This window comes from Billgrantia endophytica (genome assembly GCF_002879615.1).
Taxonomy (GTDB): domain Bacteria; phylum Pseudomonadota; class Gammaproteobacteria; order Pseudomonadales; family Halomonadaceae; genus Halomonas; species Halomonas endophytica.
In genome coordinates this window covers 1-16,096 of sequence record NZ_PNRF01000043.1, presented here as the reverse complement: position 1 = coordinate 16,096, position 16,096 = coordinate 1, and the positions used below count along the sequence as shown (strand labels likewise).

Below are 16,096 nucleotides of genomic sequence, written 5' to 3'. Positions count from 1 at the left end.
CATCGCGCATTCACTTCAGTTCACTTTAGAGAGAGGGCATGGACGCCATGGCCAAGGTATTTGTGGTTGAAGATCACGCCTTCATGCGTGAAATGCTACGCGAGTACATCAATCAGGAAGAGGATCTGGAAGTCTGCGAAACCGCCGAGTCGGGAGAAGTCGCGCTCGAAAGACTCGAGCAGATCACACCGGATCTTGTGCTCATAGACCTGTCCTTGACGGGGATCACTGGCCTGGATCTCATCTCCCGGTTGAAGGAGCGCCACCCGGGCCTGCAGTGCGCCATCCTTTCCGGCCATGGCGAACGGCGCTATGTCGATCAGGCACTCGCCGCCGGTGCGCAGGGCTATATCCTCAAGGGCGACCCGGATGAACTGCCTGGTGCCATCCGGCAGATGATCCAGGGCCAGCGATACATCAGCAATACCCTGTAACGAAGCCTGGCAGAGTTCGGTTCATGGTGAGTTCCCCCACGTCGACCCGTTCCCGGCAGGCGCACGCTTGCCTGCAGAATCGGGAGATCGAGACTGACAGTTAAGCTATACTGCGTTGCAGCATTCATGGTTCTACCCAAGGAGACCGTATGGCAAAGGGCGAAAGGAAGCGCATCGATCTGGCACTACAGGGCGGAGGCTCCCACGGAGCCTTGACCTGGGGCGTGCTGGATCGGCTGCTGGAAGAGGACAGGCTGGAAATCGATGGTGTTAGCGGCACCAGTGCGGGCGCCATGAATGCCGTGGTAATGGCCGATGGACTTCACAAGGGTGGGCGCGACGGGGCCCGCGAGGCATTGGCTACCTTCTGGAAGGCGGTCAGCGATGCGGCCCGCTTTTCTCCCATTCAGCGTAGCCCCTGGGATCGGCTGATCGGTAACGACAGCCTGGACAACTCGCCGGCCTATCTGTTCTATGAGAGCCTCACCCAACTGATCGCACCGGCGAAGCTCAATCCACTCGCCATCAATCCATTGCGCGACCTGGTTCTCAAGCTCGTCGACTTCGAGCGGGTCAATGCCTGCCGCAAGGCCAAGGTGTTCGTCACGGCGACCAATGTGCGAACCGGGCAAGCGAAGATCTTTCGCCAACCGGAGTTGAGCGTCGATACCGTCATGGCCTCGGCCTGCCTGCCCTTCATGTTTCCCGCCGTGGAAATCGACGGGGAAGCCTACTGGGATGGCGGCTACAGCGGTAACCCGGCGCTCTACCCTCTGGTCGATGACCAGGGCTGCCGGGATCTGGTCGTGGTACAGGTCAACCCGCTCATCCGTCGCAAATTGCCCGACAGCGCGCGGGATATCATCAACCGTATCAACGAAATCACCTTCAACTCGAGTTTGATCAAGGAGCTGCGCAGCATCCACCTGCTGCATCAGCTGATCGCGGCGGAGGGGCTCGAGCTGGAAAGCTATCGCTCCATGCGCCTGCACCTGATTCATGCCGAGCAGGAGGTCGAAGAGCTGAGCGCCTCCAGCAAGCTGAATGCCGAGTGGGATTTCGTTTCCCGACTGCACCAACGGGGTCGTGCCTGGGCCAATTTTTGGCTGGAGGAGAACTTCGACGCCATTGGCGAGTGTTCCACGTTCGACCTGAATACGGTCTTTCAGGACACGTTCAGGCCGATCTCGATGCCGGACGAGACATCGGGACGTCGCGGTGACGAGGGCTCCTGATGGGCATCCTGGCCATTGCCGTTGCACTCGGTCTCTTGATGTACCTGGCCTACCGCGGCTTCAGCCTGTTGATCCTTGCCCCGGTCCTGGCCGCGCTGGTGGTCCTCGTCTCCGTCGATACCCCCCTGCTGGCCAGCTATACCCAGGTGTTCATGGGTGCGGCCGGTGACTTCATCGTGCGCTACTTCCCGCTGTTCCTGCTGGGAGCGGTCTTCGGCAAATTGATGGAGGACTCCGGCAGCGCGGAGGTGCTGGCCAGCGCCATCGTCGAGCGGCTGGGCGATGCGCGCGCCATCCTGGCGGTGGTGCTCTCCTGCGCGGTGATGACCTACGGCGGCGTCTCGTTGTTCGTGGTGGCCTTCGCCGTCTATCCCATCGCCGCCGCGCTGTTTCGCAAGGCAAGCCTGCCCAAGCGTCTCATTCCCGGCACCATCGCACTGGGAGCCTTCACGTTCACCATGACGGCACTACCCGGCACGCCGGCGATCCAGAACGCCATTCCCATGCCCTTCTTCGGCACCTCGTCGTTCGCCGCCCCCGGGCTGGGTATCCTGACCAGCCTGGTCATGCTGGGGCTGGGGCAAGCCTGGTTGAGCTATCGGACAGGCAAGGCGCGCGCCGCGGGCGAAGGCTACGGTGAACACGACGAGGAGGCGCCAGCCGCACCGCATCTTCGCGAACACGCAGCGGGAGAAGGGTTTGACCTGGCCGAGGTCGCCCCCCACCAGCCCGACAAGGGACTGCCTTCCTTACCGCTGGCACTGTTGCCAATCGTACTGGTGATCGCCCTCAACCTGCTGTTCACCGCCGTCGTCATTCCGGCCATGGACACGGACTATCTTGCCGAATCGCAATATGGCGCAACCACCATCGAGTCGGTACGCGGGGTGTGGTCTGTCATTGCGGCGCTCGTGAGTTCCATCATGGTCCTCATACTCACCAACCGCAGCCGTCTGATGGCTCTCACCAGTACCTTGGACAGCGGCGCCAACGCCTCACTGTTACCGATCTTCAATACCGCCAGCCTGGTCGGTTTCGGTTCGGTCATCGCCTCGCTGGCGGCCTTCGATGCCATCAGTGTGTGGGTGACGTCGATCGGCGGCGACAACCCCCTGATCTCGCTGGCCGTGGCAGTCAACCTGCTGGCGGGCATAACGGGCTCGGCCTCGGGCGGCATGAGTATCGCCCTGGCCACCCTGGGTGACACCTACCTGGCCATGGGGCAAGCGGCCGGCGTATCGCCGGAACTGCTGCACCGGGTCACGGCGGTCGCCACCGGCGGGCTGGACGCCCTGCCCCACAATGGCGCGGTGATTACGCTACTTTCCATCTGTGGCCTGACGCATCGCCAAGCCTACCTGGATATCGCGGTGGTAGCCGTGCTGATACCCATCATCTCGCTGGTGCTGTTGATTACCGCGGGCACCCTGTTCGGCTCGTTCTGAGCGGGTTTCGAAAGGCACCTGCATGGGAGCGGTATAAAAGGTCATTTGTTCCGCTCCGCACGGCAGGTGGGCTTGCCATGGCGGGAGTTTGGCACCACATCCCCAACATAACGTTCCAGATGCAGATAGCCGGGGTCGAACTGGGCCAACTGGACGAGCTTTTCCCAGTCCAGAATAGTGAGGCGTTTATTGCGGAAAGAGATGAGACCATCATTTCGTAGTTTCTTGAGGACCCGGTTGACATGAACTGGCGACCTACCCTGCGCATCGCTCAACTCAGCCTGGCTCAACGGTAAACAGAAACTGTTGTCCTGCGTGAGGCCGGCGGCACGCGAACGTGTCAGCAGTTCGCAAAACAAGTGTGCAAGACTCGCCTCGGCAGAACGGCTACCCAAATTGACCAGCCACTCTCTTAAAATCCCTTCATCCACCAACATCGACCAGAACAACGCCCGCGCAATACGCGGGTAGTGGTCAATGATGTCGTTGATCTGCTCATGGGTAATACTGGCTACCGTCGCCTCGGTCATGGTGCGAATGGAATGGTCCATCTGCTTTAGCAGGGTAGTATGAACATTACACATATCGCCGGGCATGAGATATGCCATGATATGTTCCGAGCCGTCTTCCAATAGTTTGTAACGACACGCCCAACCCTTTAGCATGAGATGAACGCCCAGCGGCCGCTCCCCTATGCTTATTATATCCACACCCTTCTTTTCGTAATGCCTCACACTTTTTACCGTATCCTTTAATACCTGACGCTCATTCTCGGTAAAGTCGATATAATTGCTCAGCTTTTCAAGAAAAGAGGCAAGCATGCCACGATCCCTGCCTTTTGAGTGAAGCACCATTGTGTACCTCTAGCACGAGGGTAGCTAAATAATATATAATTATGGCAGTCTGTCCCGACCCGGCATCGACCCTGAGCTTTTAATATAAAGAAAAAAGACCTCGTGTAAAGTCTAGCTGGCCACGGCATCACCCGGAACATGGGCCGACGCCATGGCTGGCTAGAACCACTTCATGCGCCGGAACATCGCTATCATGCCCAGTGCGATCAGTACCATCACACCCCACACCAGCGGATATCCCCAATACCAGTGGAGCTCCGGCATGGCGAAGGGGCTGTGGGGGTGGGAAAAGTTCATGCCATAGACCCCGGCGATAAAGGTCAGAGGCATGAAGATGGTGGCGATGATCGTCAGCGTGCGCATGCTGGCATTGAGCCGATGGCTCATGCTGGAGAGATAGATATCCAGCAGGCTCGCCGTCATGTCGCGATAGCTCTCGACCAGATCCATGATCTGTACGGTATGGTCATAGACGTCTCGCATCCAGACCCGTGTATCGGGTGTGAAGAGATCATTGTGATCACGCAGCAGCTGATTGATCACTTCACGAGTCGGCCATAGGTGGCGACGCAGCAGAATCAGCTCACGCTTGAGGCCATGCAGACGTTCCAGGGTCTGGCTGTCCGGGTGATCGAGTATGTCGAATTCCGCCGCTTCGATGCGCTCTCCCACTTGGTCCAGGACGGGAAAGGCGTGGTCCACCGCGGCGTCCAGCAAGCCATAAAGCAAGTCGTCCGGCTCACCCAGCGCCTTGCCGCCCCGCTCCTTCAACCTGCAGCGAACCTCAGCGAAGGGATCCGGGCCATCCGGCATGAAGCTGACCACATAGTGCCCGGCCATGAACAGCGTGAGCTGATACAGATGCAGGCTTCTCTCGGCATCCTCGAACGGCACACCCAGCATGACGACCAGCGTATCGCCGAAACGCTCCACCTTGGGTCGCTGCCCTCCATTGAGCACGTCTTCCTGTACCAGGGGATGCAGTCCGAGCCGATCCCCGAGCCGTTCAAGCTCTTCCGCCGTGGGCATGCCCTGCACGTGCAACCAATGCAGTTGATCTGCCGACTCGACTGCGGGAACGTCCAGGGCAGACACGTCCCGGACCACCCCCCAGCGCCCTGCCTCACGACTCGCCAGGAGAAAGCTCGCCGGCGTAATCAGTGCCGCCTGTTCGAGCGTCAGTTCGCGTAGTGTACCGGGGGCCGTTCCAGCCGGGTGGTAATGCTTGCGAAACAGACGAGTCATGATGGATTCCTCAACGGGTCGGAGGCCATGCCCCGGGAGCGGGCAGGTTTCATCGATCCATACTGGCATGTGCGAGTCGTTTCGCGAATGCTGTAAGACCTGACTTGGCTTAACTTAACATGACCCTTCGCCACGTTCGCCGGAGACGCGAATGCCGGAAAACGACAATGCCTTTCAGGCGGCCCTGTCCCTGATCCTGAGCCTGGATCCCGTGCTGCTGGGTATCGTGACCCTGTCGCTGCAGGTGTCGCTCTCCGCCGTGCTGGTCGGGGCGCTGATCGGCCTGCCGCTGGGCGCCGCGCTGGCGCTGTGGCACTTTCCCGGCCGTGGCCTGGCGGTCACCCTGCTCAACGCGTTCATGGGCCTGCCGCCGGTCGTGGCGGGGCTGATGATCTACCTGCTGCTCTCCCGCGCCGGCCCGCTGGGCAGCCTGGGCCTGCTGTTCACCCCCACCGCCATGATCATCGCCCAAACCCTGCTGGTACTGCCGATCATCGCCGCCCTCACCCGCGACCATATCGGTGCGTTGTGGGAAGAATACCGCGAACAGCTTCATTCCTTGCGCATCGGCCGGGTCCGGGCCATGCCGGGACTGCTGTGGGACGCCCGCTTCGCCCTGATGACGGTGATCCTGGCCGGTTTCGGCCGCGCCAGCGCCGAAGTGGGCGCCGTACTGATCGTCGGCGGCAACATCGATGGGGTGACCCGGGTGATGACCACCGCCATTGCCCTGGAAACCAGCAAGGGCAATCTGGCGCTGGCCCTGGGCCTCGGGCTGGTACTGCTGGGGTTGGTCGCTCTGGTCAACGGCACCGCCTATGTGATCGGCGAGCGTGCCAGGAGGCGACTGGGATGACGGACCTTTACCACCCGGGCGTACCGTCAGGCCAGCCGATATGGTCACCGAGCGCCCCGCTGCTGAAACTGAAGGGTCTGACGTATGTCCATCAGGATACGGTGCTGCTGCACGAAATCGACCTTCAGCTCGCCCGCCACGGAATAACCCTGCTGCTCGGCCCCAACGGCGCCGGCAAGAGCCTGCTGATGCGCCTTGCCCACGGCCTGATCGCGCCCACCAGCGGTGACGTCATCTGGCACACGCAGCCGGACATGCCGCCTCTTCTCCAGGCGATGGTATTCCAGCACCCGGTGATGCTGCGCCGCACGGCGCTGGCCAATCTCACCTATGCCCTGGCTGCCCGCCGTGTGCCCTGGCGACGGCGGCGAGCGCTGGCCATGGAAACCCTGGAGCGATTCGGCCTGATATCGCTGGCCCAGCGCCAGGCGCGGGTGCTGTCCGGCGGCGAACAGCAGCGCCTCGCCCTGGCTCGCGCCTGGGTGCTGAAGCCCGAGGTGCTGTTCCTGGATGAGCCCACGTCGGCGCTGGACCCAGCCTCGATGCGCGCCGTGGAAGAGGCGGTTCATGCCTTCCACGCCGAAGGCACGCGCATCGTGATGTCCAGCCACGACCTGAACCAGGCCCGCCGCCTGGCTGACGACGTGGTGCTGCTCTGCGGCGGGCGGCTGGTCGAACACACCCCGGCCGAGCGCTTCTTCCAGGGCCCACGGACCCCCGAGGCGCGTGCCTTTATTCGGGGCGAACTGATCTGGTAGCGAGCAGCCACTCCCACTCGATGATCAACAACAAGGAAAATCGCATGAAAAGATCTCCGACCCTGCCCGTCATCGGCCTGATCGGTCTAGGGCTGGTGGCCACGGCAAAGGCCAGCGACGACCATATCGTCCTGGCATCCACCACCTCCACGGAGAACTCCGGGCTCTTCGGTGCCATCCTGCCAACCTTCACCGAAGCGACCGGCATCCAGGTCAGGGTGGTGGCCGTCGGCACCGGCCAGGCCTTCGAGATCGCCCGCCGAGGGGACGCGGACAGCCTGCTGGTACACGACAGGGCCGGAGAGGACCAGTTCGTGGCCGAGGGTTACGCAACGGAGCGAGCCGATGTCATGTACAACGACTTCGTGATCGTCGGCCCCGGCGACGACCCGGCCGCCGTTGGCGAAGCGGAAGCCATCGATGACGCCCTGCAGCGCATTGCCACGGCCGAGGCCCCCTTCGCCTCCCGCGGCGACGACAGCGGCACCCACCGCGCCGAGTTGCGCCTGTGGCAGGCGGCGGACATCACGCCCCAGGGCGCCTGGTACCGCGAACTCGGCAGCGGTATGGGACCGACGCTCAACACCGCCGCCGCCATGGACGCCTATGCGATGTCCGACCGCGCCACCTGGGCGGCCTTCGACAACCGCCAGAACCTCGAACTGCTTTTCGAGGGAGACGACGCACTGTTCAATCCCTATGGCAGCCTGCTGCTTTCCGCCGAGCGGCACCCCCACATCAAGCACGACCTGGCCGATCAATGGCATCGGTGGCTGCTCTCCGACGAGGGCCAACAGGCCATCGCCGACTTCGAGATCAACGGCGAGCAGCTCTTCTTCCCCAACGCCGAATGAGGCATCGGAGGCGCCTCTAATGCATGCGCAGGAAGCCCGCGCGTCGAGCCCCCTTGGCAAGGCTCGACAGACACGGCCCTCTTCGACATTCGTCGCAGCCGCAAAACCTCCACTTTACGTTAACGTCAACCTAGCCTAATCTTGTACCATCGAAGCGCTGCGAGAGTGCCCCGTGTGCCTCGCAAACACCCCGACAGCCGCTATATACCCGATAGTAAAAGGGAGTTACGCCATGTTCACGCCCTACAAGCCCCTCGAGTTCGGCCTCGACGAGGAGCTCAACATGCTGCGCGACCAGGTCAACGCCTTCGCCCGTGACGAGATCGCACCGCGTGCCGCCGAGATCGACGAGACGAACGAATTCCCCAACGACTTGTGGAAGAAGTTCGGCGATATGGGGCTGCTGGGCATTACCGTTCCGGAAGAAGATGGCGGTACCGGCATGGGTTACCTGGCGCACTGTATTGCCATGGAAGAGATCTCCCGGGCCAGCGCCTCGGTGGGCCTCTCCTACGGCGCCCACTCCAACCTGTGCGTCAACCAGCTGAAGATCAACGGCAATGCCGAGCAGAAGGCGAACTACCTGTCCAAGCTGATGAGTGGCGACCATATCGGCGCCCTGGCCATGTCCGAACCCGGTGCCGGCTCCGACGTGGTTTCCATGAAGCTGCGGGCCCGCAAGGAAGGCGACCACTACGTCCTCAACGGCAACAAGATGTGGATCACCAACGGCCCCGACGCCGACGTGCTGGTGGTCTACGCCAAGACCGACCCGGACGCCGGCTCCAAGGGCATCACCGCCTTCATCATCGAGAAGGACATGGCCGGTTTCTCCACCGCCCAGAAACTCGACAAGCTGGGCATGCGCGGCTCCAACACCTGCGAGCTGGTCTTCCAGGACTGTGAGGTACCGATCGAGAACGTGCTGGGCGAGGCCAACAAGGGCGTCAAGGTGCTGATGAGCGGCCTGGACTATGAACGCACCGTGCTCGCCGCCGGTCCCATCGGCATCATGCAGGCGGCCCTCGATATCGTAGTGCCCTACATCCACGAGCGTAAGCAGTTCGACCAGTCCATCGGCGAATTCCAGCTGGTGCAGGGCAAGATCGCCGACATGTACACCACCCTGAACGCCTGCCGCGCCTATCTCTATGCCGTGGCGGCGGGCTGCGACCGCGGCCAGACGTCCCGCAAGGACGCCGCCGGCGTGATCCTGTACTGCGCGGAAAAGGCCACCCAGGTAGCGCTCGATGCCATTCAACTGCTCGGCGGCAACGGTTACATCAACGAGTACCCGACCGGACGCCTGCTGCGTGACGCCAAGCTGTACGAGATCGGCGCCGGCACCAGCGAGATTCGTCGGATGCTGATCGGCCGCGAGATCTTCAACGAATCCAGGTAATGTCGGCGGCTTCCACCGAGGCGCCTGGCGGCGCCGGTCGCGATGGGAACCAGCGCTCCTACAGCGATTTTTTCTAATGTTGGAGCGGCTTCAGCTCGCGACTGGAGGCCGAAGGACTCCCGGCGCGGTGTTACCAGGGCAGGCGACACCGCCAACGTTGGAGCCTCCGCCGAGGCGCCTGGCGGCACCAGACGCGATGGGAGCCAGCGCTCCTACAGAGATTTTTTCTAATGTTGGAGCAGCTTCAGCTCGCGACTGAAGGCCGAAGGACTCCCGGCGGTGTTACCAGGGTTGACAACACCGCCAACGTGGCAGATTCAGCAACAGAACCACCAAAGACGCAACGCCCGCGAAGCACCACCTGCTTCGAAGACGAACACCAAGGATCTTCCATGAGCATCCTGAACACTCAAGCCAATCCACGCAGCGACGCCTTCCAGGCCAACGAGGCGTCCATGCGCCACGAGGTCATGAAGCTGCGCGAGCTGACCGCCGCCATCAGCCAGGGCGGTGGCGAGAAGGCCCGTACCCGTCATGAATCCCGTGGCAAGCTGTTCGTGCGCGACCGCATCGACCACCTGCTCGACGAGGGCTCGCCCTTCCTCGAGTTCTCGGCGCTGGCCGCCCACGACACCTATGACAGCCCGATTCCCGCCGCCGGCGTGGTCACCGGCATCGGTCGCGTCTCCGGCGTGGAGTGCGTGATCGTCGCCAACGACGCCACGGTCAAGGGCGGCACCTACTTCCCGATGACGGTGAAGAAGCACATCCGCGCCCAGGAGATCGCCCGCAAGCACCGCCTGCCGTGCATCTACCTGGTCGACTCCGGCGGCGCTCACCTGCCCAGCCAGGACGAGGTCTTCCCCGACCGCGACCACTTCGGGCGCATCTTCTACAACCAGGCCACGCTGTCCGCGGAAGGCATCCCGCAGATCGCCGTGGTCATGGGTTCCTGTACCGCCGGCGGCGCCTACGTGCCGGCCATGGCCGACGAGTCGATCATCGTCAAGCAGCAGGGCACCATCTTCCTGGGCGGCCCGCCCCTGGTGAAGGCCGCCACCGGCGAGAGCATCAGCGCCGAGGACCTGGGCGGTGCCGACGTGCACTGCAAGGTCAGCGGCGTGGCCGACCACTACGCCGAGAACGATGCCCATGCCCTGCAACTGGCGCGTGGCTGCGTGTCACGCCTCAACTGGCAGAAGCGCGGCAAGCTCGCCATGCAGCCGCCCAAGCCACCGCGCCTGGACCCGTCCGAGCTCTACGGCATCGTCGGCACCGATCTCAAGAAACCCTATGACGTACGCGAGGTGATCGGGCGCATCGTCGACGATTCCGACTTCGACGAGTTCAAGCGCTACTACGGCGACACCCTGGTCACCGGCTTCGCCCATATCCACGGCTATCCGGTGGGCATCCTCGCCAACAACGGCGTGCTGTTCTCCGAATCCGCCGTCAAGGGTGCGCACTTCATCGAGCTGTGTGCGCAGAGGAAAATACCGCTGATCTTCCTGCAGAACATCACCGGCTTCATGGTCGGCTCGAAGTACGAGCACGAAGGCATCGCCAAGCACGGCGCCAAGTTGGTCACCGCCGTGGCCTGCGCCAAGGTGCCCAAGTTCACCGTGCTGATCGGCGGCAGCTTCGGCGCCGGCAACTACGGCATGTGCGGCCGCGCCTACGACCCCAATCTTTTGTTCATGTGGCCCAACGCCCGCATCTCGGTGATGGGTGGCGAGCAGGCCGCCGGGGTGCTGGCCCAGGTCAAGCGCGACCAGCACGAGCGCGAGGGCCGCGAGTGGTCGGCCGAGGACGAGGAAGCCTTCAAGGCCCCCACCCGCGACCAGTACGAGCACCAGGGCCACCCCTATTACGCCAGCGCACGCCTGTGGGATGACGGCGTCATCGACCCGATGCAGACCCGCGACGTACTGGGACTCTCGCTCGCTGCCGCCATGAACGCGGAAGTGCAAGAGACCAGGTTCGGCGTGTTCAGAATGTAACCGACCTTCGCGGCCCGAAAGGCAGCCAGCGCGAGCGGCACCGGGGGCAGGAACAAGCGAAGCTCCCTGTTCAGGATGAAAAAAGCTCAGGGATAGAAAAATGGAGCGTCCAGGGATGGATTCACAGCGTCTTCGCGTTTCCTGTCGACGGAGAGCCGCGGGCAGCCTAACCAGACCCGAATTCATGAGGCAGTAACATGGCAACTTCCTATTCCCAGCTGACCATCGACGAGCGCGGCGTCGCCCGGCTGACACTGAATCGCCCCGAGGTACACAACGCCTTCGACGACAGCCTGATCGCCGAGCTCAACGCCCACCTGGAACGGCTACACGACGCCGCCCACCACGGCGACGTGCGCGTGGTGGTGCTGGGCTCCGAGGGCAAGAGCTTCTCCGCCGGGGCCGACCTGGGCTGGATGAAGCGCATGGTCGAGTACGACGTCGAGAGCAACCTGGCGGATTCGCGCAAGCTCTCGCAGCTGATGCACGACCTGGACACGCTGCCCTGCCCCACCCTCTGCCGCGTGCAGGGCTCGGCGTTTGGCGGTGCCGTGGGCCTGGCCGCCTGCTGCGATATCGTGATCGCCTCCGAGAAGGCCAGGTTCTGCCTCTCCGAGGTCAAGATCGGCCTCTCCCCCGCCGTGATCAGCCCCTACGTACAGCGCGCCATCGGCTCGCGCCAGATGCGCCGTTTCGCCCTTTCCGCCGAAGTGGTGGATGCCGCCACCAGCCTGACCCTTGGCCTGAGCCATCAGGTCGTCGGCCATGACGACCTGGACGAGGCCGTCGACGACATGATCGGCATACTGCTCGCCGGCTCGCCCCAGGCCCAGCGCGCCACCAAGGCGCTGCTGGCCGACGTGGCCCGCGAACCCGACAGCAAGGCCACCCGCGAGCATACCTGCCGCGTCATTTCCGAGCTGCGCGTCAGCGCCGAAGGCCAGGACGGCCTGGCCAGCTTCTTCGAGAAGCGCCGCCCCGCTTGGACGCTCCCCGACCCGAACGCCCCCGACAAGACCGCCATGGAGCGAGACTCATGAGCCGCCAACCGCACACGTTCGACACCCTGCTGGTCGCCAACCGCGGCGAGATCGCCTGCCGGGTCATGCGCACGGCTCGCGCCATGGGCCTGCGCACCATCGCCGTCTACTCCGATGCCGACGCCAGCGCCCGCCACGTGCGGGAAGCCGACGAGGCCGTGCGCCTGGGCCCCGCCGCCGCCCGCGACAGCTACCTCAAGGTCGAAGCCGTGGTGGAAGCCGCCAAGCGCACCGGCGCCGGTGCCATTCACCCCGGCTACGGCTTCCTCTCCGAGAACGGCGCCTTCGTCGAAGCGCTGGACCAGGCCGGCATCGTCTTCGTCGGCCCGCCCGCCTCGGCCATTGCCGCCATGGGCGACAAGTCCGCAGCCAAGGCGCGCATGGCCAACGCCGGCGTGCCACTGGTGCCCGGCTACCACGGTGACGACCAGGACGACGCCCTGCTGCGCAGCGAGGCCGACAAGATCGGCTACCCGGTGCTGCTCAAGGCCAGCGCCGGCGGCGGCGGCAAGGGCATGCGCGTGGTCGAATCCGGCGAGGGCTTCCAGGCCGCGCTGGACGGCTGCCGCCGCGAGTCCCAGGCCGCCTTCGGCGATCAGCGCATGCTGATCGAGAAGTACCTGACCCAGCCGCGCCACGTCGAGGTGCAGGTGTTCTGCGACAGCCACGGCAACGGTGTCTACCTGTTCGAGCGCGACTGCTCCGTGCAGCGCCGCCACCAGAAGGTGCTGGAAGAAGCCCCCGCCCCCGGCATGACCGCCGAACTGCGCCGCGAAATGGGCGACGCCGCCGTACGCGCCGCCAAGGAGATCGGCTACGTGGGTGCCGGCACCGTCGAGTTTCTTTTAGACAAAGACGGCTCCTTCTACTTCATGGAGATGAACACCCGCCTGCAGGTGGAGCACCCGGTCACCGAGATGATCACCGGCCAGGACCTGGTCGAGTGGCAGCTGCACGTGGCCATGGGCGAAGCCCTGCCCTGCACCCAGGACGAACTGACCATCACCGGCCACAGCTTCGAGGCACGGCTCTACGCCGAGGACCCCGAGCAGGACTTCCTGCCCGCCACCGGCCTGCTGACCCAGTTCGCCATGGACCTGGAAGGCGCCGGCCTGGACCCGACCCGCGTGCGGCTCGACAGCGGCGTGGAGACCGGCGATGCCGTGTCGATGCACTACGACCCGATGCTGGCCAAGCTGATCGTCCACGGTGACGACCGCGACCAGGCCCTGGCCACCCTCAACCGGGCGCTGGCCGCGCTGGACGTGCAGGGCGTGGTCACCAACCGCGCCTTCCTGCAGCGGCTGGCGACCCATCCGGCCTTCAAGGCCTGTGATCTCGATACGCGCTTTATCGAGCGCTTCGATGCCACCCTGTTCGCACCCAAGCAGTACAGCATCGAAGCGTACGCCGGCGCCGCCCTAGTCGGCCTCAACCAATTGGCCCGCGAGTGCGAAAGCGACTCCCCCTGGGACCGTCACGACGGCTTCCGCCTGAACGCCCCGCACAGCATTCGCATTGCGCTGTGTGATCCAGCGCATGCCCAGGACAGCGAAGACGCCGACGCCGTGGTGGTGGTCGACGGCACCCGCGAGAGCGGCGAGGCGCTGTGGACCCTGACCATCCGCGGCGAGACCCTCACCGCCTCACTGCAGCCGCTGGCCGGCGACGCCGTGGCGGTGACCCTCAACGGCCACCGCCGCCGCCTGCAGGCACGGCGCGACGGCAACGTGGTCGTCATGGTCGACCCGCGCGGCGAGACCCGGCTGTTCTGGCGCCGTATCGACGCCATCGACCACGGCCACCACGAGGCCGAATCGACCCTGACCGCCCCCATGCACGGCACCGTGGTCGCGCTGCTGGTGGAAGCCGGTCAGAGGGTGGAGAAAGGCATGCCGCTGATGGTCATGGAAGCCATGAAGATGGAACACACCATGACCGCCCCGGCCGATGGCCACGTGGCCAGCTTCCACTTCAAGGGTGGCGACACCGTCGGCCAAGGCGACGTGCTGCTGGAATTCGCTCCCGCAGAGTAAGCTGGAAGCAAAGCTGAGAGCGCCAAGGTGAGCGGCGCCGGGGACAGGGCGAAGCGGAGGTCATTTGCCAGGGATGGCAAATGTAGCGTCCAGGGAAGGATTCACAGCGCCTCCGCATAGCCCTGTCGACGGAGAAGCCGCGCTAACAGGATCAGTTGAGCGGAAACGAGTGGAGAGAGAACATGGCATTTCCCAAGCAAGTGCGCCTGGTCGAGGTCGGCCCCCGCGACGGGCTGCAGAACGAACCCAACCTGATCGACACGGCCACCAAGCTGGAACTGATCGACCGCCTGGGCGCCGCCGGCATCGGCTATATCGAAGCGGCCAGCTTCGTCTCGCCCAAGTGGGTGCCGCAGATGGCCGACCATCGCGACGTGATGACCGGCCTCAAGCGCCGCCAAGGCGTCACCTACGCCGCCCTCACCCCCAACCTCAAGGGGCTGGAAGCGGCGCTGGAATGCGGCGTCGAGGAAGTGGCGGTATTCGGCGCGGCTAGCGAAGCCTTCTCGCAGAAGAACATCAACTGCTCCGTGGCCGAATCCCTGGAGCGCTTCGCCCCGGTGCTGGAACGCGCCAAACAGGCCAACGTGCGCGTGCGCGGCTACGTCTCCTGCGTACTGGGCTGCCCCTACGAGGGCGAGATCGCCCCCGCCAAGGTCGCGGAAGTCTCCAAGGCGCTGTACGAGATGGGCTGCTACGAAGTGTCGCTGGGCGACACCATCGGCGTCGGCACCCCACTCAAGGCCAAGCGCATGATCGACGCCGTGAGGCGTGAGATCCCCATCGACAAGCTCGCTGCCCACTTCCACGACACCTATGGCCAGGCACTCGCCAACCTCTACGCCGTGCTCGAGGAAGGCATCGGCGTCGTCGACAGCTCCGTCGCCGGCCTCGGTGGCTGCCCCTACGCCAAAGGCGCCTCCGGCAACGTGGCCAGTGAAGACGTCGTCTACCTGCTCAACGGCCTCGGCATCGACACCGGTATCGAGCTCGACAGGCTGGCAGAAACCGGCACCTGGATCACACAGACCATCGGCCGACCGAATCGGTCGAAGGTGGGGGTGGCGTTGGCGGCGAAGTGATCACGCGGCCAAAATGAAAGCTACGAGTCAGGTGACTGGCTCGGGGGCTTTGTGTCGGGTGGGTACCGTCACTGTAATCAGCCATTGAATCCAGGTGGAATATCCCAAAGCTGCACCTCGATATAAGGCTTGTCGTCTCGGGTGAGCGCAATAAAGCCATCCGGATAGGTCAAGGACGTCACTTCAGGTAAAAGTTCGGCTCCTCCCAGTCACGATGTTGTACAAACTCAGCATCCTCGCAGAGTTGCTGGTAGGAGTCGATACCGGCGTAGTCGCCGAAGGGCAGCAGCTCCTCACCCATCCGTTCACGTTTTCTTGGCGGTGCGGGTAGTGGCGGGATGGCATTGCCCCGGTAGGCACCGGGACCATAGTGGGGGGAGCTTGCTTCACTCATGCTGCCGCCTCCTGCCGCTCACGGTAGGCAGCCATCTCCACCTTGCCGAGCTGCGGGGTAAGTTGGCAGCGCTGCCGGGACCAGGGGTACTCTATCTGCGCTTTGCGCAAAGCGGCACCCTCTCCTTGCTTCCATGCCTCTACATCCAGGTCGCGCCAGTAGCGCGGGTTGCGACCGGTTTGCCGGTCGTGCTCGGCAGTGGTGGGGTCGAGATGGCGAAACGGCTCCAGGCGCGGGATATCTGGCATGGGTTGGGTGACATCCATATAGCGCTGCAGCATATCCCACAGGGCATGCACTTCATGCTTGTGATCGACGATGGTGCCGAGGGAGGTCTGGCTGAACTGCTTACCGGTATAGCGGTGCACGAACATCAGCCGATAGAAGATACCGCCCCGTTGTAAGTACCTGATCAAAAATTTTCGTGTAGAATCCATGCTAGGATCTCTAACACGGATGGA

General features: G+C 63.6%; 15 protein-coding genes. 11 read left to right on the top strand and 4 right to left on the bottom strand.

Annotated elements, in window-relative coordinates:
• Positions 1-47 precede the first annotated feature (47 nt).
• From C1H69_RS20310 to C1H69_RS20300, 3 genes are all read left to right on the top strand, one after another.
• On the top strand, positions 48-434 hold the full coding sequence (locus tag C1H69_RS20310) for a response regulator (RefSeq protein WP_102655299.1): 387 nt from the start codon (positions 48-50) through the stop codon (positions 432-434).
• 149 nt (positions 435-583) lie between these two features.
• Positions 584-1,669, top strand: a complete 1,086-nt coding sequence (locus tag C1H69_RS20305) for a patatin-like phospholipase family protein (RefSeq protein WP_102655210.1) — start codon at positions 584-586, stop codon at positions 1,667-1,669.
• Entirely contained in the window at positions 1,669-3,114 is a 1,446-nt protein-coding gene (locus tag C1H69_RS20300) for a GntP family permease (protein ID WP_205738570.1), read from the top strand. Before C1H69_RS20305 ends, C1H69_RS20300 begins: the two co-directional genes overlap by 1 nt.
• A gap of 41 nt (positions 3,115-3,155) precedes the next feature.
• Here the strand turns inward: C1H69_RS20300 and C1H69_RS20295 are convergent, their stop codons facing one another.
• Both C1H69_RS20295 and corA read right to left on the bottom strand, forming a co-directional pair.
• Positions 3,156-3,935, bottom strand: coding sequence for a Crp/Fnr family transcriptional regulator (locus C1H69_RS20295; RefSeq protein ID WP_102655208.1), 780 nt, complete (start codon positions 3,933-3,935; stop codon positions 3,156-3,158).
• A gap of 192 nt (positions 3,936-4,127) precedes the next feature.
• Entirely contained in the window at positions 4,128-5,213 is a 1,086-nt protein-coding gene (gene corA, locus C1H69_RS20290) for a magnesium/cobalt transporter CorA (protein ID WP_102655207.1), read from the bottom strand.
• A 151-nt stretch (positions 5,214-5,364) separates the two neighbouring features.
• Between corA and C1H69_RS20285 the strand changes: the two genes are divergently transcribed.
• The 8 genes from C1H69_RS20285 to C1H69_RS20250 all read left to right on the top strand — a co-directional run bounded on the left by C1H69_RS20285 (position 5,365) and on the right by C1H69_RS20250 (position 15,241).
• Complete coding sequence (locus C1H69_RS20285) at positions 5,365-6,069, top strand: ABC transporter permease (protein WP_102655206.1); 705 nt, start codon at positions 5,365-5,367, stop codon at positions 6,067-6,069.
• Entirely contained in the window at positions 6,066-6,827 is a 762-nt protein-coding gene (locus C1H69_RS20280) for an ATP-binding cassette domain-containing protein (protein ID WP_102655205.1), read from the top strand. The genes C1H69_RS20285 and C1H69_RS20280 overlap by 4 nt, the downstream gene beginning before the upstream one ends.
• 44 nt (positions 6,828-6,871) lie before the next feature.
• Positions 6,872-7,681, top strand: coding sequence for an ABC transporter substrate-binding protein (locus tag C1H69_RS20275; protein ID WP_102655204.1), 810 nt, complete (start codon positions 6,872-6,874; stop codon positions 7,679-7,681).
• Positions 7,682-7,913: 232 nt separating this feature from the next.
• Positions 7,914-9,083: an isovaleryl-CoA dehydrogenase gene (locus C1H69_RS20270; protein ID WP_102655203.1), complete on the top strand. Its 1,170-nt coding sequence runs from the start codon at positions 7,914-7,916 to the stop codon at positions 9,081-9,083.
• Positions 9,084-9,475: 392 nt separating this feature from the next.
• Positions 9,476-11,083: a carboxyl transferase domain-containing protein gene (locus C1H69_RS20265; RefSeq protein WP_102655202.1), complete on the top strand. Its 1,608-nt coding sequence runs from the start codon at positions 9,476-9,478 to the stop codon at positions 11,081-11,083.
• 197 nt (positions 11,084-11,280) lie between these two features.
• Positions 11,281-12,123, top strand: a complete 843-nt coding sequence (locus C1H69_RS20260; RefSeq protein WP_102655201.1) for an enoyl-CoA hydratase-related protein — start codon at positions 11,281-11,283, stop codon at positions 12,121-12,123.
• On the top strand, positions 12,120-14,159 hold the full coding sequence (locus C1H69_RS20255; RefSeq protein WP_102655200.1) for an acetyl/propionyl/methylcrotonyl-CoA carboxylase subunit alpha: 2,040 nt from the start codon (positions 12,120-12,122) through the stop codon (positions 14,157-14,159). Before C1H69_RS20260 ends, C1H69_RS20255 begins: the two co-directional genes overlap by 4 nt.
• Positions 14,160-14,341: 182 nt before the next feature.
• Positions 14,342-15,241 (top strand): hydroxymethylglutaryl-CoA lyase, encoded by a 900-nt coding sequence (locus C1H69_RS20250; protein WP_102655199.1) that lies wholly within the window; start codon positions 14,342-14,344, stop codon positions 15,239-15,241.
• A gap of 178 nt (positions 15,242-15,419) precedes the next feature.
• Here the strand turns inward: C1H69_RS20250 and C1H69_RS20245 are convergent, their stop codons facing one another.
• Positions 15,420-15,635 (bottom strand): hypothetical protein, encoded by a 216-nt coding sequence (locus C1H69_RS20245; RefSeq protein WP_205738569.1) that lies wholly within the window; start codon positions 15,633-15,635, stop codon positions 15,420-15,422.
• Positions 15,632-16,051, bottom strand: a complete 420-nt coding sequence (locus C1H69_RS20240; RefSeq protein ID WP_205738568.1) for a hypothetical protein — start codon at positions 16,049-16,051, stop codon at positions 15,632-15,634. Before C1H69_RS20240 ends, C1H69_RS20245 begins: the two co-directional genes overlap by 4 nt.
• Positions 16,052-16,096 lie beyond the last annotated feature (45 nt).